Origin of the sequence: Rahnella sp. RFA10(1/100), assembly GCF_004195115.1 — a bacterium.
In the GTDB taxonomy this organism is placed as follows: domain Bacteria; phylum Pseudomonadota; class Gammaproteobacteria; order Enterobacterales; family Enterobacteriaceae; genus Rahnella; species Rahnella perminowiae.
This window is the reverse complement of the sequence record NZ_SEWR01000003.1, coordinates 309,355-335,102: the sequence shown is the minus strand read 5'-3', so window position 1 is coordinate 335,102 and position 25,748 is coordinate 309,355. Positions and strand designations below refer to the sequence as shown.

The following is a 25,748-nucleotide window of genomic DNA, read 5'->3' as shown; positions in this document are numbered from 1 at the left end:
GCTGTTCGGCCCATTTTTATGCCCTTTATTTTGCACCAAAACAGGCATCAAGCCCTGCCTGAGTATCTTTGCTTGGCAGGCCCTGCATGGGTTTATCTGCGATAAGTGTGACGCCGGTATCGACATACCCGGACACTTTTTTGCCGTGTCTGGCATAGGCTACGGCAGCATCAACACCCATTGCGGCCATCGTTAAAGGATATTGTTGGGCTGTGGCAGCAATCTTTCCTTCCCGCACGTAATTTACGCCCGCACACCCGCCATCAACAGACAGAATAAGGGCATTCTTTTGTTTACCCGCCTCCTGCAATGCTTTGTAGGCTCCGGCTGCAGCCGGTTCGTTGACGGTGTAAACCAGGTTAATGTCCGGATGTGCTTTCAGGCAATTTGCCATGACCTCGTAGCCTTGTTTTTCTGCCCCTTCGCTATAGCCTGAACACACAATTTCGGGTGTGGCCGACAGCTCACTGGTTTCGGCACCTGCCGCAGGTAAACCTAATCCTTTCATAAACCCGTTGTGCCTTCTTGCTCCTACCAGATGTCCTGGCGATAAATCCAGCATGGCTATTTTGAAGGGTTGCCCCGGGAACGTCAGCGGCATAGCCGCCTGAGCATACTGACCAATCAGCTCGCCCGCTTTATAGTTATCGGTGGCGAAGAGGGCATCGACGGCACTGATCGGATCCGTGGGAGAATCGAGAGCGATGACCTGTACGCCTTTCGCCCGCACCTCATCCAGTGCGGGCACAATGGCTTTGGCATCGCTCGGCGTAATGAGCAACGTGGTCGCGCCGGCGGACACCATGGACTGAATCGCGATGATCTGGGAAGGATAATCGCTGTCTTCTTTACCGGCTGCGGTGAGCAGCCTGACCCCGTGTACAGTGGCGCCCAGCATGGCGCCTTCTTTCATTTTCAAAAAGAACGGGTTGGTGTCTGTTTTGGTAATCAGGCCAATCGTGATGTTCTGATTACTGCCGGCAAGGGTGGCCGATGTAAACAGGGTCGCCGCCACGGCAAAAACGCAGGAAATTTTCATCTCAATACCTTAGCGGCTGCCGTTGCAGTGATATTCAGATTTCCCGCACGTGAAATATCAAACGCAGAAATCCCCTTCAGCAGGATATGGGCCTGTTGTTTTAAACTGTCCGCCGCCGCCGCACTTTGTTCGACTAAGGCGGCATTCTGCTGCGTCGCCTCGTCCATGTTGACCACGGCTTTGTTAACCTGATCGATGCCCGTATGCTGTTCGCTTGAGGCAAGGGTGATTTCAGCCATCAGGCTGTTGACGCCTTTGACAGCATTCACCACTTCCATCATGGTGGTGCCCGCTTCATCGACCAGCTTAGAGCCGACGTTGATCCGCTCCACAGACTCACTGATCAGGTTTTTGATTTCTTTAGCGGCATTGGCGCTGCGTTGTGCCAGCGTGCGCACTTCTCCGGCAACGACCGCAAAGCCGCGTCCTTGCTCACCGGCACGGGCTGCTTCAACGGCGGCGTTAAGCGCCAGAATATTGGTCTGGAAAGCAATGCCTTCAATGACCGTGATGATTTGTGTCACTTTGCCTGAGCTTTCTGCAATTTCATGCATGGTACTGACGACGCGTTCAACCACGACGCCGCCGCGCTGCGCCACTTGTGAGGCATTGGTAGCCATCAGATTTCCCTGATGGGCATTGTCGGCATTGTGTTTCACTGTCGCGGTCAGTTCTTCCATGCTTGCCGATGTCTGTTCCAGTGAGGAAGCCTGAGCTTCGGTCCGGCGACTCAGATCCTCATTGCCCAGCGTAATTTCCGTTGAGGCGCTGACAATGCTTTCTGCGGAATTCGCCACCTGGTTGATTAACTGATGCAGTTTTACCTGCATTTCACCAAGTTCTGCCAGCACGCTGTTTTGCGGGGCATTTTTCGCGCCTTTCACTTCACTGAGATCACCCGCCGCAATACGCTGTACGACCTGACCTAAAACAACCGGTTCCTCACCCAGCGCGCGGAACAGTGAACGGATAATAATGCCGCCCAGAATGACCGCCAGACTCAGCGCGACCAGGCTGATAATGATGAAAATGAGGCGGGTTTGTTGATACGCATCCTGTGCGGTATTCAGGCTCTCTGTTGCGCGTGCGTTACTGTATTTCAGATAATCATTGGTTGTATTAAGCAGCAGCGTCAGCTGAGGCCGTAGCTCCCGGTTCATGCGGTCAATCGCTTCGGCCTTCTTCTCGTCAAGGGCGAGATCAACAATGTGTTTCGCCACCGGACGGTAGCCTTCTTCCGCATTGAAAATCGCGGTCACGAATTGCCGATCCTTATCCGTGACGTCAGAGTGTTCTTTGATTGCCGCCTGAAGCTGGGTCAGTGCGGCAGCGGTTTTCTCTTCTGCGGCAGCCACTTGTCTTTTACCTGCTTCGATATCAGCAGGCTCACTGACCAGCACCAGCCCGTAAATATTCAGTGAACTGTCTTTTACGCCGCTGAGAATTAAATTCACTGAAGCCTCACGGGCGGAAACCTGCTGCACGTGGGTTTTGAATCGGTTGTTGGCCTGGCTTAACGCATTCATCGAGAGCAGGACTACTGCAAGAACAATGACGACTAAAACGCCAAACCCCAACGTAAGCTGGGTGCGTACAGTAGTATGTTTAAAAGACATAGAGGTAACTCCCTGAAATTGCAATTAAAAAAGTGCGCAGGCACCTTAAGTTTATGACAACACTTCAATCAGTCTGATACGTAAAACGTTGTTATTGGCGTAGCCTGTCAGGGAGCACAGGAGAGAAATCTGTCGGAAAAAATGAAGCTGCTCATGTAAACCGAATGAGATTTATTGATTAAGTTAACGGCACATTGACGGGGAAACTTGATAGCAGGGGACATGCAGCCGGTTTGTTTGGCGGAAAAGTGTGATGTCTGTCGGGTTTTTCTGGCGGCGATTTTTTCACGCGCTGTTACGCATGTCTGTTGAGCCAAAGACGCTGGCGCAGAACAGGCCGTGTGGTCGTCGCGCCGGATGAATCATTCGAAAAAGCATTCCGGTTTTATAATCTCAGGCAATGATTGAAGTTTCATATTTTGAAACACTCTGCTCCTGATAACCCGTCAACTAAGCTTGTGCTATAGAATATAGCTGGTGCAATATTTGTTATTGCCGGATAAAAATCACACAAAAATAACAAGCAAGAACAGGGTGGGGGCAGTATGCGTGGAACAGGCCAAACTTCTTCTTTAACCGACAGAACCAACGCGGCGATTGTTAATGCCATGTCTGGCCGCAAACGCAGCCTGATGACACCGCTGCTGTTTGCCGGTCCTGCGGTGATCGCCTCGATTGCCTATATGGACCCGGGTAATTTTGCAACCAATATTCAGGCTGGCTCCCGCTATGGCTACATGCTGCTGTGGGTGGTGGTAATGGCCAATATGATTGCTATGCTGTTTCAGGCGCTCTCCGCCAGGCTTGGGATCGTTACCCATAAAAACCTGGCGGAAATGTGTCGTGACCAGTTCCCGAAACCCGTGGTCTGGGGCATGTGGGGGAGCAGTGAAATTGCCGCAATGGCGACCGATCTGGCCGAATTTCTCGGGGGTGCTCTGGGACTTTCATTACTGTTCCATATGCCGTTACTGGCCGGAATGGGCATCACGGCGCTGGTGACCTACGGTCTTTTGATGGTGGAAAAACGGGGTTTCCGCCCCGTTGAGCTGATGATCGGCGGGTTAGTGGCGGTGATTGCGCTGTGTTATCTGATCGAAATGTTTATCGCCCCGGTTGACTGGGCCGCAGCCGGTCTGGGCATGGTAACGCCGCAACTGCCTGATGCGCAGGCGCTGACCATTGCCGTAGGGATCATCGGAGCCACCGTGATGCCACATGCGATTTTCCTGCACTCAGGTCTGACTCAGCACCGTACCCAAGCCAGAAACCCGGGAGAGTGCCGTAAACTACTGCGTTTTTCCAATATTGAAGTGGTGATCGCGCTGACTCTGGCGGGACTGGTGAACATCGCGATGGTGATTATGGCGGCGAGTGCCTTCCACTCAGGGCACAGTGAGGTGGCGGAAATCGAAACGGCTTATCACACCCTGACCCCGCTGTTAGGCATCGGGGCGGCAGGTTTCTTCCTGCTGTCATTGATCGCTTCCGGTATTTCCAGCTCAGTGGTCGGCACGATGGCAGGTCAGATGATCATGCAGGGCTTTGTCGGCTTTCGCATTCCTGTCTGGTTGCGCCGGCTGGTCACCATGATCCCCGCATTTATCGTGGTGGCGATGGGCGTTAATGCCACCGACGCGCTGGTATACAGCCAGGTGGTGCTCAGTCTGGCACTGCCTGCACCGATGATTGCATTGGTGATATTCACCGGCCGTCGCGACATCATGGGTGAATTTGTGAACAGCCGCCGGACTGCCGTGCTTTCCATCATCGGCACGGTGGTGATTGTGGCGCTCAATATCATCCTGCTACTGCAAACATTTGGCGTGAATATTCCCGGTCTGGAATAATAGCCGGGAGGCTCACTTCGCCATCGCCTTCTCGTTCTTCGCCCGCAATTTCTTCGCCCGGCTCTCCAGCAGCAAATAGCATACCAGCGCCAGCAGCAGCGGCAGGAAGTAGTAAAGCACGCGATAGGCCAGCAGGGCGGCGATAATCGTGCCCTGAGAAGTGTGTTCTCCGGCCAGCAGGGCAATGAACACCGCTTCCAGCACGCCGATCCCCGCAGGAATATGCACAATCACCCCGGCGATACTGCTGACTAACAGCACACCCAGGATAAAGAAATAGTTCATATCCTGGCCGATCAGCAGCCAGATAATGGCGCCCATTGCCATCCAGTTAGCGCTGGAAATCACCATCTGCGCCAGGGCGAATTTAAACGACGGTAACACCAGCTTTTGCCCTTTCACCGTCATATGGCGGTGTTTAGCAAAGGCGCAGAACCAGAGATATGCAGCCACCATCGCCAGCAATATAAGACCGACAATGCGCAGTGTGCCTTCGTCGATGTACCAGTGCGCCGGCAACTCCACGACGCCGAAGGTGAAGATAATGCCACCGAGCAAAATATAGCCAAGCCAGTTGGTGGTAATGCTCAGTGAGAAGATACGCGTGATCGTGCTGCCCGGCAGCCCCAGGCGGGAGTAAAGCCGGTAACGCATACCGATGCCGCCCACCCAGGTGCTGAGCGTGAGGTTAAAGGCGTAGCAGACAAAGGACACCAGCATCACCTGGCGCGCCGCGAGTTTGTGCCCGCAATAAGCACGTGCCAGCAGATCATAACAGCCGTAAAGCAGATAGCTGATAATCACCAGCCCCGCTGAAATCAGCAGTGGCGTACGGTTATAATTACGAATGACCTTCCACACGTCTTCCCAGTTAACCGTGCGGGCGTAAACCACCAACAGCACGGCCACGGCGATAAAGAAAATCCAGGTGAGGATCTTTTTCGCCAGGCGCAACCTCGGACGGGATACAGACATTACGATTTCACCTCCGAATTCTCTGACGTCACCCGATCCTGTGTTTCAATTTCGGGCTGAACGGGTGGCTTTACCTGTGCAAGCCTTGGGGTGTGTGCGGGTAGCCAGCCGACCATCGCCGGAAATTTACGCAAGAAGTGGAACACCACCACGCTTTTTGCCAGATTCCACCAGGTGCGCTTCGGGGCCATGGTTTCATCCACACACTGGCAGTCCCGGGCGATAATGTTGTTGAGATTGTCGCGCAGCGTCTGGTTAAACGTCCGGTCGTGGATAATCAGATTGGCTTCAAGATTGAGCGATAAACTCAGCGGATCGAGGTTGCTGGAACCGATTGTCGCCCAGTGGTCATCCATCAGCGCGACTTTGCCGTGCAGCGGGCGACGGCGATATTCATACACCTGCACCCCCCCTTGTAGCAGATAGTTGTACAGCAGCTCGGCACCGACTTTGACAATCGGCATATCCGGCTCGCCCTGCACGATGAGTTTTACCCGCACGCCTCGGCGGGCGGCATTGCGCATGGCGTGCAGCAGACGGTAGCCGGGGAAGAAATAAGCGTTGGCGATAATCACTTCGCGTTTCGCGTTAGCGAGCATTTTCAGATAGTGACGCTCAATATCATCCCGGTGATCCTCGTTATCGCGCCAGACAAACAGCGCCTGAGCCTCGCCGGGCCAGCGATTTTCGGCCGCATGATAACGGCGGCGTTGCTGCCACCACCGGCGGGTTTGTGCATGATCGGGCAGGTTTTCCAGCTCAAACTGCAAAATGTCATCCACCACCGGGCCTTCTACCCGCACAGCGTAATCCTGCTTGGCTTCGGGACCGTAATCGGACATATGCTCGGCCGAGTAATTAATCCCGCCGACAAACGCCACCGTGTTGTCGATGACCACAATTTTACGGTGCATACGGCGGAATAAATTGGTTCGCATACCGAACAGCGGCGGACGCGGGTCGTAATAGCGGAACACCACACCTGCTGAAGTCAGTTCCCCGACGAAATCATCGCTCAAATCAGGCGAGCCATAACCATCAAGCAGCACTTCAACGTCGACACCGCGCCGGGCGGCGCGCAGGATCACCGCATGTAACTGGCGTCCCACTTTATCTTCGAACCAGATAAAGGTCTCCAGAATCACTTTACGCTGAGCCTTATCGATAGCCTCAAATACCGCCGGATAATATTCGTCGCCATTTTCCAGCAGCCGGATACGGTTGCCTTCCCGCCATGCAGTTTTCATAGATGGACCTCCGCACTTAACGGGGCATGATCGGACAGATGACGCCAGTTCCGCAGCGGCAGCACGGCAGGCGCGCTGGCATAGGCATTTTTTACATAAATTCTGTCAAGACGCAGTAGCGGCATACTGACCGGGAAAGTGCGCGCCGGGCGACCCCTGGCGCGGGTGAAAATCTCCTCGAGGCCGGCCTGCATTTTAAGCGGGTGACTGGCCTTTTGCCGCCAGTCGTTGAAATCACCCGCCACCAGCACCGGTTCTCCCTGCGGGAAAGCGTTAACCCAGTCGGCCAGCATGTTGAGCTGCGCCTGGCGGTGCGCTTCCCGCAGACCCAGATGTACACAAATTACATGAACAGGACACTCAAGCTGCGGAGGTACGATGCGGCAATACAACAGGCCCCGGTTCTCGCTACCCGCGACTGACACGTCGCGATTTTCATAATGTTCAATGGGATAGCGGGAGAGGACCGCATTGCCGTGATGACCTTCCGGGTAGACCGCGTTGCGCCCGTAGGCGAAGTCGTTCCACATGGTGTCAGCCAGAAATTCGTAATGGCTGGTGTCCGGCCAGTTCTCGACATGCAGCGAATGGGCTTCATGTGCGCCCATCACTTCCTGCAGACAGACGATATCGGCGCTGACGGTACGTACCGCGTCGCGCAGTTCGGGTAAAATGAAGCGTTTATTAAACGCGTTGAAGCCCTTGTGTGTATTAATCGTCAGTACTTTCAACGAAAATCCCCGGGTTTGTTGGGTCATTATTTATCCTGCCAGCATCACTATCCTGATGAAATATTAAATAAAGTGTAGTTACTGTTACCAAAGGATGCAGGGTTACAGATTTTTCCGTAAACATGATGTGCCAGCATGTAATGCCTGCTGACCCCTTTCTGAGGTCAGCATCAGACAACCCGCGCGTGCTTTTCGGTTTACTTCAGTTTATTGAGAAACCCGTTTTCCCTGAGCATCCACGACGGCTTCGCCGTCTTCTTTAGTGAATGCACCTTGCTGTGCGTCCGGCAGGATATCCAGAACGACCTCCGACGGGCGGCACAGTCTGGTGCCCAGTGGTGTCACGACAATCGGGCGGTTGATAAGGATTGGATATTGCAGCATGTAGTCGAGTAACTGTTCATCCCTGAACGTATCTTCAGCCAGGCCCAGTAGCGCATAAGGTTCAACGTTTTTTCTCAGTAATGATCTCACTGAAATATCCATGTCACTGATAAGTTTTATCAGTTCGCTGCGGCCTGGCGGCGTTTCAAGATAGAGAATAACGGCAGGTTCAACGCCGCTGTTACGGATGAGTTCAAGCGTGTTGCGTGAGGTGCCACAGGCAGGATTATGATAGATAGTCACAGACGTCATAACGGTGCTCTCTTGTCAGTAAGACCTGCCGTGATGTCACAGCAGGCGGGTAGCGGGGGGAATTAATGGGGGAACGACAGACGGAGGGCAAGGGCCGCCAGCGTCACAAACAGCACCGGAAGGGTCATGATAATCCCGACCCTGAAGTAATATCCCCAGGTGATCCTGATGTCTTTCCGGGACAGTACGTGAAGCCATAACAGGGTCGCCAGGCTACCGATTGGGGTGATTTTAGGTCCCAAATCACTGCCGATAACGTTGGCATAAATCATGGCCTCTTTGATCACGCCTGCCGCGCTGCTGCCGTCAATAGACAGTGCACCGATCAGTACCGTCGGCATGTTGTTCATGATGGAGGAAAGGAACGCGGTCAGGAATCCCGTGCCTAGTGTGGATACCCACAGGCCCTGCTCAGCCAGATGACCGAGGATCAGGGACAGGTAATGGGTCAGGCCGGCGTTGCGCAGGCCATACACCACCAGGTACATGCCCAGTGAGAAAATAACGATTTGCCAGGGTGCTTCGCGCAGCACCTTGCCGGTGTTGATTGCATGACCACGCTTTGCCACGATAAACAGAATAAGCGCGCCCGCCGCCGCAACGGCACTCACGGGAATCCCCAACGGCTCCAGTCCGAAGAATCCGACCAGCAACAGTATTAATACCCACCAGCCAGTTTTAAAGGTCAGGCGATCTTTAATGGCTTCGTGCGGTACCGGTAACTTAGAGACATCATAGGTCGCCGGAATGTCTTTGCGAAAGAACAGGTGCAACATGACCAGCGTTGCCACGATAGACGCCATGTCGACAGGTACCATGAAGGAGGCATAGTCGTTAAAGCCAATTTTGAAAAAGTCTGCGGAGACAATATTTACGAGGTTCGACACGATAAGCGGCAGGCTGGCGCTGTCGGCGATGAATCCCGCCGCCATCACAAAGGCCAGCGTCGCGCCCCGGCTGAAGCCTAAAGCCAGCAGCATGGCAATCACGACAGGTGTGAGAATAAGCGCGGCTCCGTCGTTGGCAAACAATGCCGCGACGCAAGCGCCAAGCAGGACAATATAAGTAAACAGTAAGCGTCCCCGGCCTTTACCCCACCGTGCTACGTGCAGCGCCGCCCACTCAAAAAAGCCTGACTCATCCAGCAGCAGACTGATAATGATGACCGCGATAAAGGTGGCCGTCGCATTCCATACAATGTTCCAGACGACAGGGATGTCGCCCATACTGACGACACCGCCAATAAGGGCCAGCGCGGCGCCGGTAATGGCACTCCAGCCGATACTCAGGCCTTTAGGCTGCCAGATAACTAACACGATAGTCAGAACAAAGATTGCCCCTGCTAACCACATACTTTTTCTCCGGCGCGGACGGGAGATACCCGTCCGCGCTATCATTTATTATTGTTTTCCTGTGAGAACATTCAGCCGGTCAGTACCTACCGGCTCATCTCCCTGCAACAGGGCTTTGCCTTGTACACCCGGATCTTTCCCCTGAGTCACTCACACCTTTTCGCGATAGCGTTCGGTTTCTGCCCGCGGGGCAGCGCCGGGGCGCTTTTCATCGGATAGCGCGGTTATTTATATTTGTATTTTCGCATGTATTTCCGGTCCGGCATCACAGGCAGACGGACTTGCCGCCTGTTGTGTTTTGGTTACGGGTGATGTTTTTAACCTGTGCAGTAATCTTGTCCCGGTCACTCAGAAATGCTTGTTCGATAACGGCTGCTGCCCATGCCGGCATGTGTGGTGACAAGCGGTAATGAATCCATTTCCCGTCACGGCGATCTAAAATGAGCCCTGTTTCTCTCAGCATAGCCAGGTTTCTTGAGATTTTCGGCTGCGACTCGTTAAGCACTCCGATGATTTCGCAGACACACAGCTCTCCGGCTTCTCTGAGCAACATGACGATCGACAGACGCGTTTCATCGGACAGGTTTTTAAACAACACAAGTGAAGACAAACCGTTCATAAGAACTCCTTTATGTAATGCGTTTATGGTATGCCCTGCTTAAAAATTGTCAATAACACATGTGTTTTTTCGAATATGTATGCCTGGGGTTATGTCATCTAAAGCGATCGCTATGTGTAAGCGTCCGGATTTGAAGCAGTGACATCAAAACACACCCACGTCTGACTTTCACCCTGACAAAAAATGCGTTTAGTTTGACACAACCTTGACAGATAGATGCCTGGACAGTAGTTTTGTTCGCAATTAATGACTAGGCAAATATTATGCACAATACTTCCGCTATTAGCGGCGATAAATTACCCCTTGGTTTGCTTATCCACCTCGCGAACCAGTTCAAAGACCAGATCATCAGCGAGTACTTTGCCGGTGCGAATATCACTGCGCAACAATTCAAGGTATTGATTACTATATATAAAGGTTTCTCCAGCCCTGTTGAAATCAGCAAAAATTTGGTAATGGACGCCGGCGGCATGAGTCGCATGGTTGACCGCATGGTAAAGCGGGAACTGATTGCACGCACCCCGAACCCGCAGGATAAACGCCAGGTGATTCTGACGTTGACTGACGAAGGTCAGGCCCTGTGCGAACGTTTTGAGAAAGATGCGCAGACCTCAATCATGGGCAATCTCACCGCACGCCTTACGCCCGGGGAATCCCGCTTACTGGTAGAGCTCATTACAAAAATGCTCCCGGACGACATCATCGCCCCCCATTGCTAACGTTTTCAAAAAAGGTCATCACAAGATGGAAACCACACCTGCCCAAGATGTTGAGCGCGGTAGCAAGCGCAAACGTAATTTTATAATTTTGTTTTTTATTCTGGTGATTGCCGCCGGGGGAATACTGGCGTGGTATCTGCTTTACGCCCGCTTCTATGAATCTACCGATGATGCTTACGTAAATGGCAACCAGGTCACGCTTACGCCGCAGATAGGCGGTACGGTGACACAAGTGACGGTGGATGAAGGCGACTTTGTACAGAAAGGCCAGCCGCTGGTGCTGCTCGACCCGAGCGACACCGAAATCGCTCTGCAACAGGCGGAAGCCAACCTTGCGAACACCGTTCGTCAGGTTCGGGGTTTGTACAGCACGGCGGATAACTACCGTGCCCAGGTTGCGGCCAAAAAAGTCGCCTTGCAAACGGCACAAAATGACTATGCCCGCCGCCAGAAGATTTTCTCTTCCGGCGCTATTTCTTCGGAAGATCTTTCTCACTACCGTGATGCGGTCACCAGCGCACAAAGCGATTTAGCCGCCGCGCAGGAAGCGTTACGCACCAATACTGCAATGGTCGACGACACCGTTATCGACAGTCATCCGGAAATCAAAAGTGCGGTTGCCACACTGCGCCAGCGCTTCCTGGACAACGCCCGCACTACCATCGTTGCACCCGTAAGCGGTTACGTAGCCAAACGCGCTGTGCAGCTGGGTATGCGCGTGGATTCCGGCACCACGCTGTTGGCTATCGTGCCGCTGAGTGAAGTGTGGGTGGATGCAAACTTCAAAGAAAGTCAGATGTACTCCATGCGCCTGGGCCAGAAGGTCACGCTCAATGCGGATCTTTACGGTGACAACGTTGAATACCACGGCACTATCGAAAGCCTGGGCATCGGGACCGGCAGTGCGTTCTCTCTGCTACCCGCCCAGAATGCCAGCGGCAACTGGATCAAGATTGTTCAGCGCCTGCCGGTGCGTATCACGCTTGATCCGCGCGATATGCAGAAGCACCCGCTGCGCGTTGGCCTGTCGATGAACGTCCGCGTAGATATCCGCGACGACGGCGGCCACTTGCTGCCGCAGCAAACCGTTAGCACCCCACGTTTCAGCACGGATGTGTATCAAAACCCACTGGCGGAAGCGGACAAACTGGTGGCTAAAATCCTTCATGACAACAGCAAAACGGTTGCCGCAGGCAGCCGTTAAGAGAGACGTAATGCAAGATAAGGCCGCATTTACGCCGCCCACTATGTGGCTGGCGGTGCTCGCATTGTCGCTGGCGACATTTATGCAGGTATTGGACTCCACCATTGCAAACGTTGCGCTGCCGACTATCGCCGGAAACCTTGGCGTCAGCGCGGACCAGGGGACGTGGGTTATCACCTCTTTTGCGGTGTGTAACGCCATTGCCCTGCCGCTGACCGGCTGGTTTACCCGCCGGTTCGGGCAGCTAAAGTTGTTTGTTGGTTCGGTGGTGATGTTTACGCTCAGCTCGTTCCTGTGCGGCTTAGCGCACAGCATGACCGAACTGATCATCTTTCGCGCCCTGCAGGGTTTTTTCGCAGGCCCGATGTTCCCGATGTGTCAGACGTTGCTGCTGGTGATCTTCCCCCCCAGCAAGCGAAGCATGGCGCTGGCGTTGCTGTCGATGGTGACGGTTGTCGCACCCATCGTCGGACCCATCACCGGAGGCTGGATCACCGATAACTATTCCTGGCCATGGATCTTCTACATCAATGTGCCAATCGGCATTTTTGCCACTCTCGTGGTCTGGACCCAGCTGCGTGCGCGTGAAGAAACGACGAGCCACGTGCCAATTGACTATATTGGCATTGCGCTGCTGGTGATGGGGGTTGGGTTGCTGCAGGTTGTATTAGATAAGGGCAACGATCTCGACTGGTTTGCTTCCCTGCAAATTGTCATCATGACGGTTATTTCCGCGATTTCCCTGGTGTCGTTTGTCATCTGGGAACTGGGCGAGCGTCATCCGATTGTTAACCTGCGCTTGTTCAAAGAGCGCAACTTTGCCGTCGGCACGCTCTCGCTAACACTGGGCTACGCCGCGTTCTTCGCCATCAACATTATTCTGCCGCAGTGGCTGCAAACTCAGATGGGCTATACGGCGATTTGGGCAGGGCTCGCCGCCGCACCCATGGGCGTACTGCCGTTATTGATGACGCCGTTTATTGGCCGCTATGCCAACAAAGTTGATCTGCGTATTCTGGCATCGCTGTCATTCCTGACGATGGGGGCATCCTGTCTCATCCGTGCACAGTTCAACACCGACGTGGATTTCCGCACCATTGCGCAAGTGCAGCTGTTTATGGGGATTGGCGTGGCGTTTTTCTTTATGCCTGTGACCACTATCGTCTTGTCGAATCTTAACGGTGCAGAAATCGCCGAAGGTTCCGGTCTGGCAACGTTCTTCCGCGTACTGGGTGGGTCGTTCGCCTCGTCGCTGACGACCTGGATTTGGTCCCGCAGAGAGATATTCCACCATGCCAATCTGACGGAGAGCGTCTCTGCGTACAACCCGGCGGCGGTGAATTATATTGAGAAGATGGGCGGGCTCACCCAGCAGAATATGGCGTCTGTCGATAAAACCATTGAGCAGCAGGCCTATATGATGTCGACCATTGATTACTTCTGGATATTAGGCTGGGGTTTTATGGCGCTGATTGTGGTTATCTGGTTCACGCGGCCACCCTTCAGTCGTTCTGGTCCGTCAGGTGCTCCGGCAGCAGGGCATTAAATGAAAGGTAAAACGTAAAGTAGCTGCTTTGAAGCGTACAACACCCGGCTAAACGTAGCGGAGAAAACCCTGACGTTGATTCTCACTGAGCCTGGACAGCCGAGCAGAAAACCTGAAGAGTGTATCTATGCTTCGGGTGCGCAGACAAAACAAAGCTTATTGCCTTCCGGATCCCGGCAATAAGCGGCAAAGAAATCTGTCGCATATTCTCTAAATCCTGGCGGGCCCTCATCGGTTCCTCCCATCGTAATGGCAAGTTCCCAAATCTCTTTCACATCAGCGTGTGAGGCCACTAAGAAACTCACCTGAACGCCATTTCCCCAGGTTGAAGGGAGGCCATTCACAGGGAGTTGTACATAGAACTGAGGCCATCTTTTATCCGGGTATTTCCAGCCCACACCTTGTGCGCTACCGCCATTTCCCTCAGGGATCTGAACGAGGCCTAATCTGGAAAGTATGGCTTCATAGAAACAAACCAGCTTGCTCAGATTTCTGGCTCCGACGTGTACATGACTAAACATGCGTGACTCTCCATGAAAAGTAACGATGACTTTTGAATTGCCATAAACAGTGTAGACCTTTTTAAATCGATGCATCACAGCACGTTTTTTCAGTCATACAGTCAGATATTTGCTTTTGGCTTCCCCTGGTTCGACATTTTCCAACGTAGTGGGCTGATTCGTGCCAGAAATGGACGTTACATACATCACGATATTTTAATTGATGAGGGCAGATTCAACGGATATTTTAATGAATTCATGTGGCTAGCATGAGCCTATTCAATAATGGAGATGCAAATATGTATAAACACTTTTTTGTGTGTATTTTCGCGCTTGTCGTTTTTTCTGTGGGTGCTGCAGAGGGTGGTGCGGGAGGTAAGGGGGCGGATGGTGGAAACGGTGGGGATATGTCACAACCTGGTAAACCAGGTGCAGACGGCGGGAGGGGCGCTGACGGGGGCAGTTCAGATAATTCACCAGGCAGGGCAGGATGCCCGGGAGGAACGGATCCTGCTGAGAACGGCCTTTTTTATCTCCCGGGAACAAAAGAACAATGCAATCCAGGTCCGCAGGATTCAACGAAAAGTGCAAATTTGTTGTAATGCATTATCTTCGTAACTGCTTTTATCGTTAATGCGACTGGCTGACAGGCACGGTTGAGGATCCTCATTGGAGATAAAAAATTTGGATATGGAACTCAGTATCCGGGAAGCAATCCGTTCTGATCTTGCGATCATGAGTGATTTGGCTCGCGAGCTCAATATCATCCATCATAAAGCGCGCCCAGATATTTATGCTGATGTGACTTTGAATGAGGGAGCAGATGAACCCCATTGGATGGGATTTATTGAAACTGATGATCATGTTGCGTTTATAGCCCGGCATAACTCTCTTCCCATCGGGTTTATTGCAGCGAACATATCAATACCAACAAGTCCACTTCTGAAGCCAGTCCCTGGTTGCAGGATTTGCTCAATATGTGTTCTTGAAACACACAGAGGGCAAGGCGTGGGTAAAGTATTGATGAACAGAGTGCGTGATTGGGCTCTGGCACGTAACGCGCAGGAACTCAGACTGGCTGTTTGGCATTTCAACAAGGCAGCAATCCGCTTGTACGAGGAATTTGGCTTTGAGGTTCGTGCGCTGGAGATGGGCATGCCAATATCTTCTAAGGGGGAGGTTTGAGCGCATGACCTTATCCCCGTTGATTAACACACGGCGATGTTTTGAAATACACCCTCGGTGGTCAGAACGATTTCGTACTTCCGCTTTTCGCTCTCAGCAACTCTTTTGCATATGCATACTGACAAGGAGCGGAAATATTGCTTTGTAGCAGAGGTTACTCACCTGTGTCCCAGCCGTACTCTGAGTAACTCTCATCAGCATTAATGGCTTCAATAGCCTGCCTTACATAGGGTATTGTTTCTTCTGGCAGATCCGAAATATTCTTCCAGCTTACTTCGGCATGCTTGTCAGGTTCTGCAAGGAAGGGTACACCACTCCATTCTCGGCAGATAAAATAATGTCCTATCCATGAACGGTTTTCCGTCCACACATGCATGGTATGCACAAGGGCCAACGCTGAAGGAATTGTGTCCACCCCTGTCTCTTCTTTTAGCTCTCTGGCGGCAGCGGTGGAGAGTGTTTCGCCTTTTTCTAGCCCACCGGCCGGTAAGCTAAAGCAACCATCCATCCAGCCCGTATTAGACCTTCGGAGCATGCAGAGTTCATCCCCTTTTAGAAGCAAGACGAATACTGCTATGGATAGATTATATCTGTCACGGCCCATGTAGCGATTGCCCAATTACTTAGAATACTGTCTATATATACATTGCTTTAATGCGTTTTGATATCTGTTAATTTTGAAAATGAATGTCCTTACGTCCTTTGTGAGTACCGCCCCATCATCTGTATCGGGGCGGTTCAAGTGTGTATTTATTGACAGTGCAATCGAACAACGTTCAGAAGCTATATGTCACTTTCAAGCTTCCATTGGGCGATGCTTTTCGTTGCACAATCGGGCTGTTGCGTGCATCACCAGCCAACTGTGTAAAGCCTGTAGCGGCCACTACGCTCCAGTTCTGGTTGAACTTGTGCGTCCAGTCCATATTCATTGAATAGGCATAAATCCCGGAACCGGCATCATATTGAGTAAACCCCGATGCGGCTGACTGTGATGAACTTACCCCGTAGTAAGTTTGCATATAGTTGTCAGTTCCCCAACTGCTGGTCAGCGCCATCGTCACGGTATTTTCCGATGAACTATAAAGCGGGCTGATAATGCCGAAATGCAGGGCCGCGCCATTGTCCCGCTGAGAAAACGGCACCTCAGCCTGCAATTGCAAATGAAGCCAGTCGGTTACCTTATATCCCAGACCCAATGCCCCGATAGCCGAGCCTTTGACATCGCCCATACCCCGCAAGTCGTCACTGCCATCGCTCATTGCGTCGCTGTCCACGTCATGATCCTTACGGCCTGCGCGATAGCTCAGCGCAGTACTGTAATCCAGCTTGCCGGAGCTGTTGCCATAACCGATACCCCGTATGGTGCTCACGAAGAACCCATTATGCATCGAGTAATCAAGCACCAGGGCTGTCGTGACGCGGTTTTCATCCGAACCAGAATAAAGTGGCGTAACATCCACGCCTCCTCCCAATGTTAAGGCGTTACCCTGTTGTGGTTCTGCCGCAAGTGTTGGGTTGGTCAGTAACGCCAGCAGCGCACCCGGCAGCATTTTTTTCAGGGTGCGTCCTGAGAGTAAATAGGGGAACTTATGACGCAGTTCGAAGTTGCTCATTAAAGAAGTCCTTATGGATTCAAATGATTACGATACAAGCGGGTTTTAAACGCCAGAACGCTCAGTTTGAATACGCACCCTAAAGTTCTCATGAGCTAAAAATGAAGAAATACTTAAGCACGTGCCGGTGACGCAAACCTGATAAATTTCCTGATACCGTTTTTTTCTTCAGACGTTCTTCATTCACTGTTGATAACGTAACTATTGTGAAAATTCTCCTCATCGAAGACGACCTGGATCTCGGCAACGGCGTACGTATTGCCCTTGCAGATCAGGGATTAGATGTCATATGGGTTCGCCGCAAAGTGGATGCGCTGCATCAACTCGATGCCTGCTTGCCGGAACTAGTTTTGCTCGACCTCGGACTGCCTGACGGCGATGGCATGAGCCTGATGGCGTACTTGCGCCAGCAGCTCAAGGGGATCCCCGTCATCATTCTGACCGCGCGGGGCACTCTGCAGGATCGCCTGTGCGGGCTGGATGCCGGTGCTGACGACTATCTCGTCAAACCTTTTATTCTTGCCGAGTTATTGGCCAGGGTGAGAGCCCTTGCGCGACGCAGTTACGGTTTTGAGAATGAGGTGATAGAAATTCGTGGGTTATCTCTCCACGTGCCGACTCGTCGCGTGACAGTGAGCGCGCGGAATGTTGAGTTGACGGCAAGTGAATACGCGCTGCTTGAAACTTTAATGATGCGCACTGATCGCGTGCTTACACGAAGGTTTCTGGAGGAAAGGATATTCGGCGCAAAAGAAAATATGAGCAATGCACTCGATGTGCATATGGGTAATTTACGTCGCAAAATCGGCGACGGCTATGTACGAACGGTGAGAGGCGTAGGGTATGTCATTGATACTGTGCCGATTCAGAAAGGGGCTGGTTGATGCGAAATTTTTGGCACCACCTGAGAACTCCAACGCTCGTACGGCGAATTATGATCGCCCAGATGCTACTGCTTACACTGCTTTGGTGTCTTTTTCTGACCTACATTTTGTGGGAGAACTTGCGTAGCCCCCCTATGCTAACGGGCAACAATACCTACGAAACCATTCTTACATTGGTTGATCGTATGGATGATCGCCCGCAGGATCTCACCGCTGTGCTGAAAAAGTTCAGCACAGCGTTGCGGGAAGGTTATGGCGGAGGTGAAGATCCGAAACTGTCAATCAGCCTAATCGTTCGGAAGAATAAAGAGATAATTTATTCATCTGATGGCGCTCCGGCAGGAGTGACAAACACCAGGTATGGGAAAATTCAGAGCATCCGGAGTGGGGGGCGCACCTGGACTAGCCGTACTCTCAAGTCCGGGAGATCCGATGCGGAGGTAACACTTGTCACCCCTGCCGGAGGCTGGAACTTTTTTATATACCTGAACTCGCGGGGATACTACATATTGCCGCTACTGGTGTGCATTCCTTTTCTTTTGTTTCCCGCGTGGCTGTCAATCCGTATTGCAATGCGCCCCTGGAACAAGGTGGTAAATGAAATTTCCTTACGAACTTCAGAAGATCTCTCTCCCTTAAAAGAAGTGCCAAAGCACATGGAGCTTCGCCAAATGGTGGACGCTACTAATCTATTTCTTGCCAGGGTGCGAGAGAGTTCTGATAGGGAACGGGTTTTCATTGCAGATGCCGCCCACGAACTGCGTACCCCACTGGCTGCGATGCGAATCAATGTGGAGGCTTTGCAGTCCTATGTAAGCAGCGATAATCAACAGGAGTTGCTTGCAGGGATTATTCGCAGCAATAGCCGTGCAGCGCGTCTTGTCAATCAGTTGCTGCTGATGATGCACAGCGAAGTGCGTATTGACACTGTTATGGAGCCTGTGCCGCTGACAACGCTCATACAAGAGCGAATGGCTGCACTGGCACCGCTAGCGGCTGAGCGCAGGATTGAGCTCGAATTCTACTCTAATGATGAAATCTGGATCACAGGCGTCAAGGAACGCCTGATGTCGCTGATTGATAATTTAATTGAAAATGCCGTGAAGTACAGCCCTGAGGGCGGACGGGTTGAGGTAGATGTAGGATCACTTGATAAATCTACTCAGCTGCGTGTTTCAGATGCAGGGCCCGGCATTCCATTTGAATTGAGGGAGCGCGTGTTCGATAGGTTTTTTCGCGATCCCAATCAGATGCAAAGCGGGAGTGGATTGGGACTTGCAATAGTCAAAGCGGTTGCGCAGCAACACAACAGCAGCGTATGCCTAAATACGTCTGCAGAAGGTGGGCTCATGGTTACTGTTGACTTTCCAAACCACAAGTCAGCCTGAAAGAAAACATAATTTTGATACCAGCCCAGCGGAGAGCCTCTGTCAGAACAATGGAGTTGAAATTGAAATATTTGACCCTGTCTACACTATTATTTTCTATCTCGATCAGCGGGTGCGCCATAACCGTCAGCGAATTAAAAAGCAGTCAATCCTCTTATGACGGCAGCTTTACGAGCAAGACGGAGCCCTCAGATACGTATCGAACTTTAAGGCACATGGCAAGGCAGTGCCTGGAATATGAGGCATATTCAGGAAATCCGGTCATCGTATTAAGCGAGTTTGACGGTGAGCGCAATGAAGGTGAAATCAATCAAAAGCTCCTTGCGCAGGGACTGTTGATTAACAACACGCTAATTGAAATAGAAAGACATGATGGGGACAAAGCACAGGTCAGCCTATACACAACCAAGAACATCTTGAGTGTGGGCATCAGGTCGCCAAATATAAGTGATATCAAGCGCTGGGCTGACGGTGATAAAGCTTGCCAGAACGACACTGTCGTCAATACCGTGAAACATCTCAGGCCATATGACTTAATCCCCCGTTGATTTACACACCGCGATTTAAGTAATGCCTTCATCAGTAATGAGAATAACTGCGAATGACTATCCCTCGCTCATAATTGCCCTGGATCCTTTAGCGGATAGGTCTGAGTAGCTACGCAGCTTAAAATGATTCAAGGAATCTTTGTTTCGGGGGCAGTTTTAGTAACCGCTACAATTTTTTGCTCATAAAGACGGTCTTTCCACCCATGAATTGTTCACGTCTATCGATTTCATATTCTGGCGCTGCATATAAGGCAATGTTCGCCTCGAATGCTTCGTTCGTCTGCAGGCGAATTTCCCCAACGAGTCATTTCATCTCAGAAAGACAAATTAAGTGATGAGTAAGCAAAAGTTAAGCCTCTTTATTGAAGAGGCTTTTTTTATTGGCGTGTTGCTTAATACAACATCAATGCTGAATCGTAGACCCGATGTTTTTAATTACGATCTGAGTGGTTTTTTGACTATAAACAAGGGTGTTAGCGGGGATATCTTTATTGATAAATGACATTGCCCCAATAGTGACATTGTCTCCAATAACGATGTCCCCAAGAATGCAGGAGTTAGCACCGATATCGACGTTATTACCGATTGTGATATATCCTATATCAGGCGTTGATTTTTTCCTTCCAATAGTCGTGTTTTGACGGATGTTCACATTGTCGCCAATCACACATTCAGCTCTGATTACGATCCCCACGTAATGGTTTATTTTCATACCGGTTCCGATATGTGCAGCAATGCTTATGTCTGCGCCATACTTTCTGGCTAAGTTAACACCAATTATTTTGGCGATTTTTCGCTGGCGAGATGATGAGGATTTATACAAATAGTTTGCAATCCGCCACCAAAAGTAGAAGCGTTTTTTGCGATTAAAAGCTACGCGGTGAAATACTTTTAGCCATGAGAATCTTTTGCCCCCATCTCTTTTTATCACTTCTATTCTTAAACATTCTTTCAAATGTTCATAGCCTGTAACTTTATTACTTGCGGAGCTGACCAGAGGATTATCCATATTGTATTACCGTTAAATAAAAGCAATTAAGCACTTATCGGCATTGAACAAATAAACTTTAAAAGAATAATCTGAGTAGAGGATATGCCCGAAAAGCAGGGCGCAGGCGCTCACAAATCTGAAATTTTTAACGAATTTTACCTTCCGCCACCGGACCAATTTGCGCCCAACGCTTTTCCCCTGTACGGCTCATACGGCAGTAAGGGCCTGGCAGGGGGATCCTGCAAGGCGAATCATCGGACGAAGTTCGATGGAGAGTCCGGAAAGCGGAAAGCAAAAAACCCGCCATAGGCGGGTTCTTCTAAATATTGGTGCCCGGACTCGGAATCGAACCAAGGACACAGGGATTTTCAATCCCTTGCTCTACCGACTGAGCTATCCGGGCAACGGGGCGCATTAAACCGTATCGGGCATGTGCCGTCAACGGCTTTTTGTGACAACAGCGGGGTTCGTCACCTGACTGATGCTTTTTACGACGATTTGTCGATTTAACTTACGGCCCAGGCCACCTGTCCAGGTTTTTACCCGACAACAAGCCCGAAAAACGTGGAGGTTCCGGGACATGCTCCCTGTCGCATTCTGTAAGAAATTCGCCGTATGTTCAGGGTTGAACCGGGGGGTAAAAGATGCGATTATTGCGCCGATTTATTAAACAACTCTGATCCCGTTTTCACGCGACAGCTCAAGAGGGTTGCGGCATGGCTGGTTTATCACATCGCGCTGTTCGCCAGTGCAAAAACAATCTGATGATGATCTCCGGGTGCTGTAAACACCACGATTTCAGTTTTCCTCCTTTTGTCGTCTCTTTCATGCGGTAAGGCTACCGTTTGCTCGCTGTTAGGCATTATTAAAAACAGAGATTAAAACAGAGCAGCTCTCTGATTTTACTGTTGTCTATCCGACGTGGCGTGGCCTGAAACCCGATTTGTCACCGCTTTGCCCCACCGGCATAGCTCCGTTGCACTCGATATCTCGCTTAGCCAACGTCAATTGCCGGGCCGGACTCTGCGCTTACCTTTTATGCCGTAAGATCCCGCTCATTGCCGTGCCATCTGGCACACCCTCTTACTTAACCGTTTGAGAGTCTGAATGAAACACTTAAAACTTGCAGCAAGCGCTTCCGTCGCCCCTTATCTCCAGACTGCACGTCTGGTCGTTGACCTGCGCCGCGCCGATTATGCGGACGTTGCGGCCATCATTATTTCTGTCGGTGACCTGAACCACGGCAGGCTGGCGGAGATTGAAACGCTGGGCTTTGGTATTCCCGCGTTTGTTGCGGTGCAGGGTACGGAGCAGGTGTCACCTGAGTTTCTGCCATTGCTGAAAGGCGTTATCACGCTGTCGGACGCCAATCAGGCATTTTATGCCGCGCAGATTGAATCTGCCGCGCAGGCTTATGAAGAAGCGCTGTTCCCGCCGTTTTTCGATACGTTGAAAAAATATGTCGAGATGGAGAACGCCACTTTCGCCTGTCCGGGGCACCAGGGGGGCGAGTTTTTCCGACGTCATCCGGCAGGGCGACAGTTTTATGATTTTTACGGCCCGAATATTTTCCGCTCCGACATGTGTAATGCGGATGTCAAACTGGGCGATTTACTGATCCACGAAGGATCGGCGAAAGATGCCCAAAAGTATGCAGCTAAAGTCTTCAGCGCAGATAAAACCTATTTCGTGCTCAACGGCACGTCTGCGGCCAATAAAGTCGTCACTAATGCACTGCTGACGCGCGATGATCTGGTGCTGTTTGACCGTAACAACCACAAATCAAATCATCATGGTGCGCTGCTGCAGGCGGGTGCAACGCCGGTTTATCTCGAGACTGCGCGTAATCCGTTCGGTTTTATCGGCGGTATCGATGCTGCCTGTTTCGATGAAACCTATCTGCGTAAACAAATCAAACAGGTGGCACCTCATCGCGCGGCCGAAAAACGTCCGTTCCGTCTGGCGATTATCCAGCTTGGTACCTATGACGGCACCGTGTACAACGCCCGTCAGGTCGTGGATAAAATCGGTCACCTGTGCGACTACATCCTGTTTGATTCCGCATGGGTGGGTTATGAACAATTCATCCCGATGATGAAAGAATGCTCGCCGTTGTTGCTGGAACTTAACGAAAACGACCCTGGCATTATCGTCACGCAGTCTGTTCATAAGCAGCAGGCCGGGTTCTCGCAGACTTCGCAAATTCATAAAAAAGACAATCACATCAAAGGCCAGAAGCGTCATTGCAGCCATAAAAAGCTCAACAATGCGTTTATGATGCATGCCTCGACCAGCCCGTTTTATCCGTTGTTTGCCGCACTGGATGTCAATGCGCGCATTCATGCCGGCGGCAGCGGAAAACATATGTGGATGGAGTGCGTGAAGCTCGGCATTGAAACCCGCAAAATGCTGCTTGATCAATGCTCAATGATTTTGCCGTTCGTCCCCCCGACTGTCGGTGGCAAACGCTGGCAGGATCATGAAACCAATGAGATGGCTAACGATGTGCGTTTCTTTGATTTTGTGCCGGGCGAGCGCTGGCACGCATTCGACGGTTATGCCGGGAAACAGTATTTCGTTGATCCCTGCAAATTGCTGCTGACCACGCCGGGCATTGATGCTTCCAGCGGTAAGTACACGGAGTTCGGCATTCCGGCAACCATTCTGGCGAACTATCTGCGTGAGAATGGCATCGTGCCGGAGAAATGTGACCTTAACTCGATTTTGTTCCTGCTCACTCCGGCGGAAACACCGGCCAAAATGCAGTTGCTGGTGGAAGAACTGGTGCGGTTCGAGCAATACATTGAAGAAGATGCGCCGCTCAGCGAAGTACTGCCGACGGTATATCGTAAAAACGAAGACCGCTACCGGAATTACACCATCCGCCAGTTGTGTCAGGAAATGCATAACCTCTACGTCAGTTTTGATGTGAAAGAGTTGCAGAAAGAGATGTTCCGCGAGAAGAGTTTCCCGCAGGTCGTGATGAATGCGCAGGATGCTCACAATGAGTTTATCCGCGATAACATCGAACTGGTGGCGATTGGTGATGCCGAAGGCCGTATTGCTGCGGAAGGCGCTCTCCCTTATCCTCCGGGCGTGTTGTGCGTCGTACCAGGTGAATTATGGGGCGGGGCGGTTCAGCGTTACTTTATGGCGCTGGAAGAAGGTATCAACCTGCTGCCGGGCTTCTCGCCGGAATTGCAGGGGGTGTATATCGAGAAAAAACCGGTTGGCTGGAAGCGTGTGATGGGGTATGTCGTTTCTGCGTAATTTCTTAAAATAAAGCCTGGTTTTTCACATAATCATCTTTACGTAATGCGGAGGCTATAGCCTCTGCATTATTTATAACACACTTATAATGTATTTTATGAATATGTAATAGCGGGCAGTTTTATCGATAATATAAATGATTTTATCAACTTTCTGGCTTTATGGATTATTATTACTTATCAGGATTAATTAATTTTTTGTATGTTTTAGTTAATGTTAATTACGCACATTACTGAATATTCCCTGCAAGTAATTCCCCGCAATTTTCAACTCAAAATTGTTTCCAAACATTGCTTTTTACTTTCCAATCCTATAAATTGCCCTACTACCGAGACTGCTAAAAATAAAACGTTATGCATAAGGATGTTAATAGGATGTATGTCTCTATATTTGGCATTCCTGGATTTGTTGTTATTTATTATTGATCGTGATACCCCGCACTGATTCTCAGCGATATTTAATTTCTGCATGACATAGGCAGAGGCTATTTCACAGCCTGTTTTCGGTGGTTGACTCATTATCATATTATTACGCTATGGATACCATAACATCCATGGGCGGTAGCGTGGGAAAGCCATCCTCACTGGCTAAACTTACTCTTACTTAAGAACCTCATAAAAACATCTTCCTTAATTCCCCGGCGGGCAGGGATAAAAATACCAGAAAGAAAGCTGCCCCGATAAAAATAAACGGTTAAAACGTTATGAAAGTTAAGCTCTTCTCTGTTCCACTCGTCATATTTTTCACATCGCTGTGTGGATGTACGTTATCGCCAGGTATCGGTCTGAATACCTCGGGTAAAAATGTCGTGAACGAAAAAGTTCCTTCTGAAGATATTAGCGCCCTGGTTGATGTTTACCCTATTACGCCTAAACTGGTTGAATCCCTCATCCGGCGTCCCGCCGTTGCAACAGTGAATAGCGACCTGGATTCACGTCTTAAAAACTACCAGTACCATGTCGGCATCGGCGATATATTAACCATTACCGTATGGGATCATCCTGAACTTACCACACCCGCCGGTCAGTATAGGAGTGCCGGAGAGGCCGGAAACTGGGTAAATGCCGAGGGAGCCATATTCTATCCTTACATAGGCATGGTTAACGTTGCCGGCAAAACTACCTCCGAAATTCGTAGCAATATTACTACCCGGCTCACCCAATATATTCAATCACCGCAGGTTGATGTCAATGTCGCGACGTTCCGCTCGCAAAAAGTCTATGTCACCGGTGAGGTGGTAAAATCCGGACAGCTACCGGTCACCAACGTTCCCCTGACCATAATGGATGCAATTAACCAGGCGGGGGGATTAGGTGAAAATGCCGACTGGAATAATATCGTATTATCGCATAACGGTGAGAAGTCCCTCATTTCTTTGCAGGCCCTAATGAAGAACGGAGATATGCGGCAAAACCGTTTACTCGAGCCGGGAGATATTCTCTATATCCCAAGAAATGACGAGCTGAAAGTGTTCGTGATGGGTGAAGTGAACAAGCAAATGACATTACGCATGGATCGTAGTGGTATGACTCTGACTGAAGCTCTGTCGGATGCCCATGGTGTTGACCCGCTGACGTCAGATGCCACGGGGATTTTCGTCATCCGCCCCCTGAAAGGGGAGGCTAAAAACAGGATCGCGAATATTTACCAGCTGAATGCAAGCGATGCGGCGGCACTGGTGCTGGCAACAGAGTTCCAGCTTGAGCCTTACGATATTGTGTATGTGACGACGGCTCCGGTAACAAAATGGAACCGTATTATCGGACAACTATTGCCAACTATTACCGGGGTTCATGACCTGACGGAATCAGCCCGCTATATTCGGAACTGGTAAG

Annotated in this window: 22 protein-coding genes and 1 tRNA gene; 10 read left to right on the top strand and 13 right to left on the bottom strand. The window is 50.9% G+C overall.

Annotated features, from left to right (window positions below; genetic code table 11):
• Window positions 1–25: 25 nt before the first annotated feature.
• Together ETV65_RS12040 and ETV65_RS12035 are read right to left on the bottom strand one after the other, a co-directional pair.
• A complete protein-coding gene (locus ETV65_RS12040) occupies window positions 26–1,039 on the bottom strand; it encodes a substrate-binding domain-containing protein (protein WP_129953076.1) in 1,014 nt (337 codons plus the stop codon).
• Entirely contained in the window at window positions 1,036–2,655 is a 1,620-nt protein-coding gene (locus tag ETV65_RS12035) for a methyl-accepting chemotaxis protein (protein WP_129953075.1), read from the bottom strand. The genes ETV65_RS12040 and ETV65_RS12035 overlap by 4 nt, the downstream gene beginning before the upstream one ends.
• A gap of 608 nt (window positions 2,656–3,263) precedes the next feature.
• Between ETV65_RS12035 and ETV65_RS12030 the strand changes: the two genes are divergently transcribed.
• Window positions 3,264–4,505: an Nramp family divalent metal transporter gene (locus ETV65_RS12030; protein ID WP_240782841.1), complete on the top strand. Its 1,242-nt coding sequence runs from the start codon at window positions 3,264–3,266 to the stop codon at window positions 4,503–4,505.
• Window positions 4,506–4,517: 12 nt separating this feature from the next.
• Here ETV65_RS12030 and ETV65_RS12025 read toward each other — a convergent pair whose 3' ends face one another.
• The 6 genes from ETV65_RS12025 to ETV65_RS12000 form a co-directional block, all read right to left on the bottom strand.
• Window positions 4,518–5,480: a lysylphosphatidylglycerol synthase domain-containing protein gene (locus ETV65_RS12025; RefSeq protein ID WP_129953073.1), complete on the bottom strand. Its 963-nt coding sequence runs from the start codon at window positions 5,478–5,480 to the stop codon at window positions 4,518–4,520.
• Window positions 5,480–6,727, bottom strand: coding sequence for a cardiolipin synthase ClsB (clsB, locus tag ETV65_RS12020; RefSeq protein ID WP_129953072.1), 1,248 nt, complete (start codon window positions 6,725–6,727; stop codon window positions 5,480–5,482). Before clsB ends, ETV65_RS12025 begins: the two co-directional genes overlap by 1 nt.
• Window positions 6,724–7,485, bottom strand: coding sequence for an endonuclease/exonuclease/phosphatase family protein (locus tag ETV65_RS12015; protein ID WP_129953071.1), 762 nt, complete (start codon window positions 7,483–7,485; stop codon window positions 6,724–6,726). The genes clsB and ETV65_RS12015 overlap by 4 nt, the downstream gene beginning before the upstream one ends.
• A gap of 180 nt (window positions 7,486–7,665) precedes the next feature.
• Window positions 7,666–8,094, bottom strand: a complete 429-nt coding sequence (gene arsC, locus ETV65_RS12010; RefSeq protein WP_129953070.1) for a glutaredoxin-dependent arsenate reductase — start codon at window positions 8,092–8,094, stop codon at window positions 7,666–7,668.
• A 62-nt stretch (window positions 8,095–8,156) separates the two neighbouring features.
• The gene (locus ETV65_RS12005; RefSeq protein WP_129953069.1) at window positions 8,157–9,446 is read right to left on the bottom strand and encodes an arsenic transporter; all 1,290 of its coding nucleotides are present in this window, start codon (window positions 9,444–9,446) and stop codon (window positions 8,157–8,159) included.
• 265 nt (window positions 9,447–9,711) lie between these two features.
• A complete protein-coding gene (locus ETV65_RS12000) occupies window positions 9,712–10,065 on the bottom strand; it encodes a metalloregulator ArsR/SmtB family transcription factor (protein ID WP_129953068.1) in 354 nt (117 codons plus the stop codon).
• A 263-nt stretch (window positions 10,066–10,328) separates the two neighbouring features.
• Between ETV65_RS12000 and ETV65_RS11995 the strand changes: the two genes are divergently transcribed.
• Genes ETV65_RS11995 through ETV65_RS11985 form a run of 3 tightly spaced genes read left to right on the top strand, consistent with a single transcriptional unit; the run spans window position 10,329 to window position 13,534 of the window.
• Window positions 10,329–10,784, top strand: coding sequence for a MarR family transcriptional regulator (locus ETV65_RS11995; protein ID WP_129953067.1), 456 nt, complete (start codon window positions 10,329–10,331; stop codon window positions 10,782–10,784).
• 25 nt (window positions 10,785–10,809) lie between these two features.
• Window positions 10,810–11,988 (top strand): efflux RND transporter periplasmic adaptor subunit, encoded by a 1,179-nt coding sequence (locus ETV65_RS11990; protein WP_129953066.1) that lies wholly within the window; start codon window positions 10,810–10,812, stop codon window positions 11,986–11,988.
• Window positions 11,989–11,998: 10 nt separating this feature from the next.
• On the top strand, window positions 11,999–13,534 hold the full coding sequence (locus ETV65_RS11985) for a DHA2 family efflux MFS transporter permease subunit (protein WP_129953065.1): 1,536 nt from the start codon (window positions 11,999–12,001) through the stop codon (window positions 13,532–13,534).
• Window positions 13,535–13,659: 125 nt separating this feature from the next.
• Here the strand turns inward: ETV65_RS11985 and ETV65_RS11980 are convergent, their stop codons facing one another.
• A complete protein-coding gene (locus ETV65_RS11980; RefSeq protein ID WP_240782828.1) occupies window positions 13,660–14,130 on the bottom strand; it encodes a VOC family protein in 471 nt (156 codons plus the stop codon).
• 573 nt (window positions 14,131–14,703) lie between these two features.
• Here ETV65_RS11980 and ETV65_RS11970 point away from each other — a divergent pair.
• The gene (locus ETV65_RS11970) at window positions 14,704–15,219 is read left to right on the top strand and encodes a GNAT family N-acetyltransferase (RefSeq protein WP_205951584.1); all 516 of its coding nucleotides are present in this window, start codon (window positions 14,704–14,706) and stop codon (window positions 15,217–15,219) included.
• 154 nt (window positions 15,220–15,373) lie between these two features.
• Here the strand turns inward: ETV65_RS11970 and ETV65_RS11965 are convergent, their stop codons facing one another.
• Window positions 15,374–15,823, bottom strand: a complete 450-nt coding sequence (locus ETV65_RS11965) for an NUDIX domain-containing protein (RefSeq protein WP_129953063.1) — start codon at window positions 15,821–15,823, stop codon at window positions 15,374–15,376.
• Window positions 15,824–15,995: 172 nt separating this feature from the next.
• The gene (locus tag ETV65_RS11960; RefSeq protein ID WP_129953062.1) at window positions 15,996–16,832 is read right to left on the bottom strand and encodes a MipA/OmpV family protein; all 837 of its coding nucleotides are present in this window, start codon (window positions 16,830–16,832) and stop codon (window positions 15,996–15,998) included.
• 206 nt (window positions 16,833–17,038) lie between these two features.
• Here ETV65_RS11960 and ETV65_RS11955 point away from each other — a divergent pair, with 206 nt between their 5' ends.
• Genes ETV65_RS11955 through ETV65_RS11945 form a run of 3 tightly spaced genes read left to right on the top strand, consistent with a single transcriptional unit; the run spans window position 17,039 to window position 19,652 of the window.
• Window positions 17,039–17,716 carry a response regulator transcription factor gene (locus ETV65_RS11955; protein ID WP_129953061.1) on the top strand — a complete coding sequence of 226 codons (678 nt, stop codon included), beginning with the start codon at window positions 17,039–17,041 and terminating at the stop codon, window positions 17,714–17,716.
• The gene (locus ETV65_RS11950; RefSeq protein WP_129953060.1) at window positions 17,716–19,104 is read left to right on the top strand and encodes a HAMP domain-containing sensor histidine kinase; all 1,389 of its coding nucleotides are present in this window, start codon (window positions 17,716–17,718) and stop codon (window positions 19,102–19,104) included. Before ETV65_RS11955 ends, ETV65_RS11950 begins: the two co-directional genes overlap by 1 nt.
• A 50-nt stretch (window positions 19,105–19,154) precedes the next feature.
• The gene (locus tag ETV65_RS11945) at window positions 19,155–19,652 is read left to right on the top strand and encodes a hypothetical protein (protein ID WP_240782826.1); all 498 of its coding nucleotides are present in this window, start codon (window positions 19,155–19,157) and stop codon (window positions 19,650–19,652) included.
• A gap of 403 nt (window positions 19,653–20,055) precedes the next feature.
• Here ETV65_RS11945 and ETV65_RS11940 read toward each other — a convergent pair whose 3' ends face one another.
• Both ETV65_RS11940 and ETV65_RS11935 read right to left on the bottom strand, forming a co-directional pair.
• The gene (locus ETV65_RS11940; RefSeq protein WP_129953059.1) at window positions 20,056–20,661 is read right to left on the bottom strand and encodes a serine acetyltransferase; all 606 of its coding nucleotides are present in this window, start codon (window positions 20,659–20,661) and stop codon (window positions 20,056–20,058) included.
• A 309-nt stretch (window positions 20,662–20,970) separates the two neighbouring features.
• Window positions 20,971–21,046 (bottom strand) — tRNA-Phe (locus ETV65_RS11935).
• A gap of 704 nt (window positions 21,047–21,750) precedes the next feature.
• Between ETV65_RS11935 and speF the strand changes: the two genes are divergently transcribed.
• Window positions 21,751–23,913: an ornithine decarboxylase SpeF gene (gene speF / locus ETV65_RS11930; RefSeq protein WP_129953058.1), complete on the top strand. Its 2,163-nt coding sequence runs from the start codon at window positions 21,751–21,753 to the stop codon at window positions 23,911–23,913.
• A gap of 703 nt (window positions 23,914–24,616) precedes the next feature.
• Window positions 24,617–25,747, top strand: a complete 1,131-nt coding sequence (locus tag ETV65_RS11925) for a polysaccharide export protein (protein ID WP_129953057.1) — start codon at window positions 24,617–24,619, stop codon at window positions 25,745–25,747.
• Window position 25,748 lies beyond the last annotated feature (1 nt).

Excerpts from the sequence above, each read along its gene's own strand:
- arsC (WP_129953070.1), bottom strand. The coding sequence starts at position 8,094 with ATGACGTCTGTGACTATCTATCATAATCCTGCCTGTGGCACCTCACGC.
- ETV65_RS11925 (WP_129953057.1), top strand. The coding sequence starts at position 24,617 with ATGAAAGTTAAGCTCTTCTCTGTTCCACTCGTCATATTTTTCACATCG.
- ETV65_RS12005 (WP_129953069.1), bottom strand. The coding sequence starts at position 9,446 with ATGTGGTTAGCAGGGGCAATCTTTGTTCTGACTATCGTGTTAGTTATC.
- ETV65_RS12035 (WP_129953075.1), bottom strand. The coding sequence starts at position 2,655 with ATGTCTTTTAAACATACTACTGTACGCACCCAGCTTACGTTGGGGTTT.
- ETV65_RS11965 (WP_129953063.1), bottom strand. The coding sequence starts at position 15,823 with ATGGGCCGTGACAGATATAATCTATCCATAGCAGTATTCGTCTTGCTT.
- clsB (WP_129953072.1), bottom strand. The coding sequence starts at position 6,727 with ATGAAAACTGCATGGCGGGAAGGCAACCGTATCCGGCTGCTGGAAAAT.
- ETV65_RS11945 (WP_240782826.1), top strand. The coding sequence starts at position 19,155 with ATGGAGTTGAAATTGAAATATTTGACCCTGTCTACACTATTATTTTCT.
- ETV65_RS11940 (WP_129953059.1), bottom strand. The coding sequence starts at position 20,661 with ATGGATAATCCTCTGGTCAGCTCCGCAAGTAATAAAGTTACAGGCTAT.
- ETV65_RS12015 (WP_129953071.1), bottom strand. The coding sequence starts at position 7,485 with ATGACCCAACAAACCCGGGGATTTTCGTTGAAAGTACTGACGATTAAT.
- ETV65_RS11985 (WP_129953065.1), top strand. The coding sequence starts at position 11,999 with ATGCAAGATAAGGCCGCATTTACGCCGCCCACTATGTGGCTGGCGGTG.
- speF (WP_129953058.1), top strand. The coding sequence starts at position 21,751 with ATGAAACACTTAAAACTTGCAGCAAGCGCTTCCGTCGCCCCTTATCTC.
- ETV65_RS12000 (WP_129953068.1), bottom strand. The coding sequence starts at position 10,065 with ATGAACGGTTTGTCTTCACTTGTGTTGTTTAAAAACCTGTCCGATGAA.
- ETV65_RS11980 (WP_240782828.1), bottom strand. The coding sequence starts at position 14,130 with ATGCATCGATTTAAAAAGGTCTACACTGTTTATGGCAATTCAAAAGTC.
- ETV65_RS12025 (WP_129953073.1), bottom strand. The coding sequence starts at position 5,480 with ATGTCTGTATCCCGTCCGAGGTTGCGCCTGGCGAAAAAGATCCTCACC.
- ETV65_RS11990 (WP_129953066.1), top strand. The coding sequence starts at position 10,810 with ATGGAAACCACACCTGCCCAAGATGTTGAGCGCGGTAGCAAGCGCAAA.
- ETV65_RS12030 (WP_240782841.1), top strand. The coding sequence starts at position 3,264 with ATGTCTGGCCGCAAACGCAGCCTGATGACACCGCTGCTGTTTGCCGGT.
- ETV65_RS12040 (WP_129953076.1), bottom strand. The coding sequence starts at position 1,039 with ATGAAAATTTCCTGCGTTTTTGCCGTGGCGGCGACCCTGTTTACATCG.
- ETV65_RS11960 (WP_129953062.1), bottom strand. The coding sequence starts at position 16,832 with ATGAGCAACTTCGAACTGCGTCATAAGTTCCCCTATTTACTCTCAGGA.
- ETV65_RS11950 (WP_129953060.1), top strand. The coding sequence starts at position 17,716 with ATGCGAAATTTTTGGCACCACCTGAGAACTCCAACGCTCGTACGGCGA.
- ETV65_RS11995 (WP_129953067.1), top strand. The coding sequence starts at position 10,329 with ATGCACAATACTTCCGCTATTAGCGGCGATAAATTACCCCTTGGTTTG.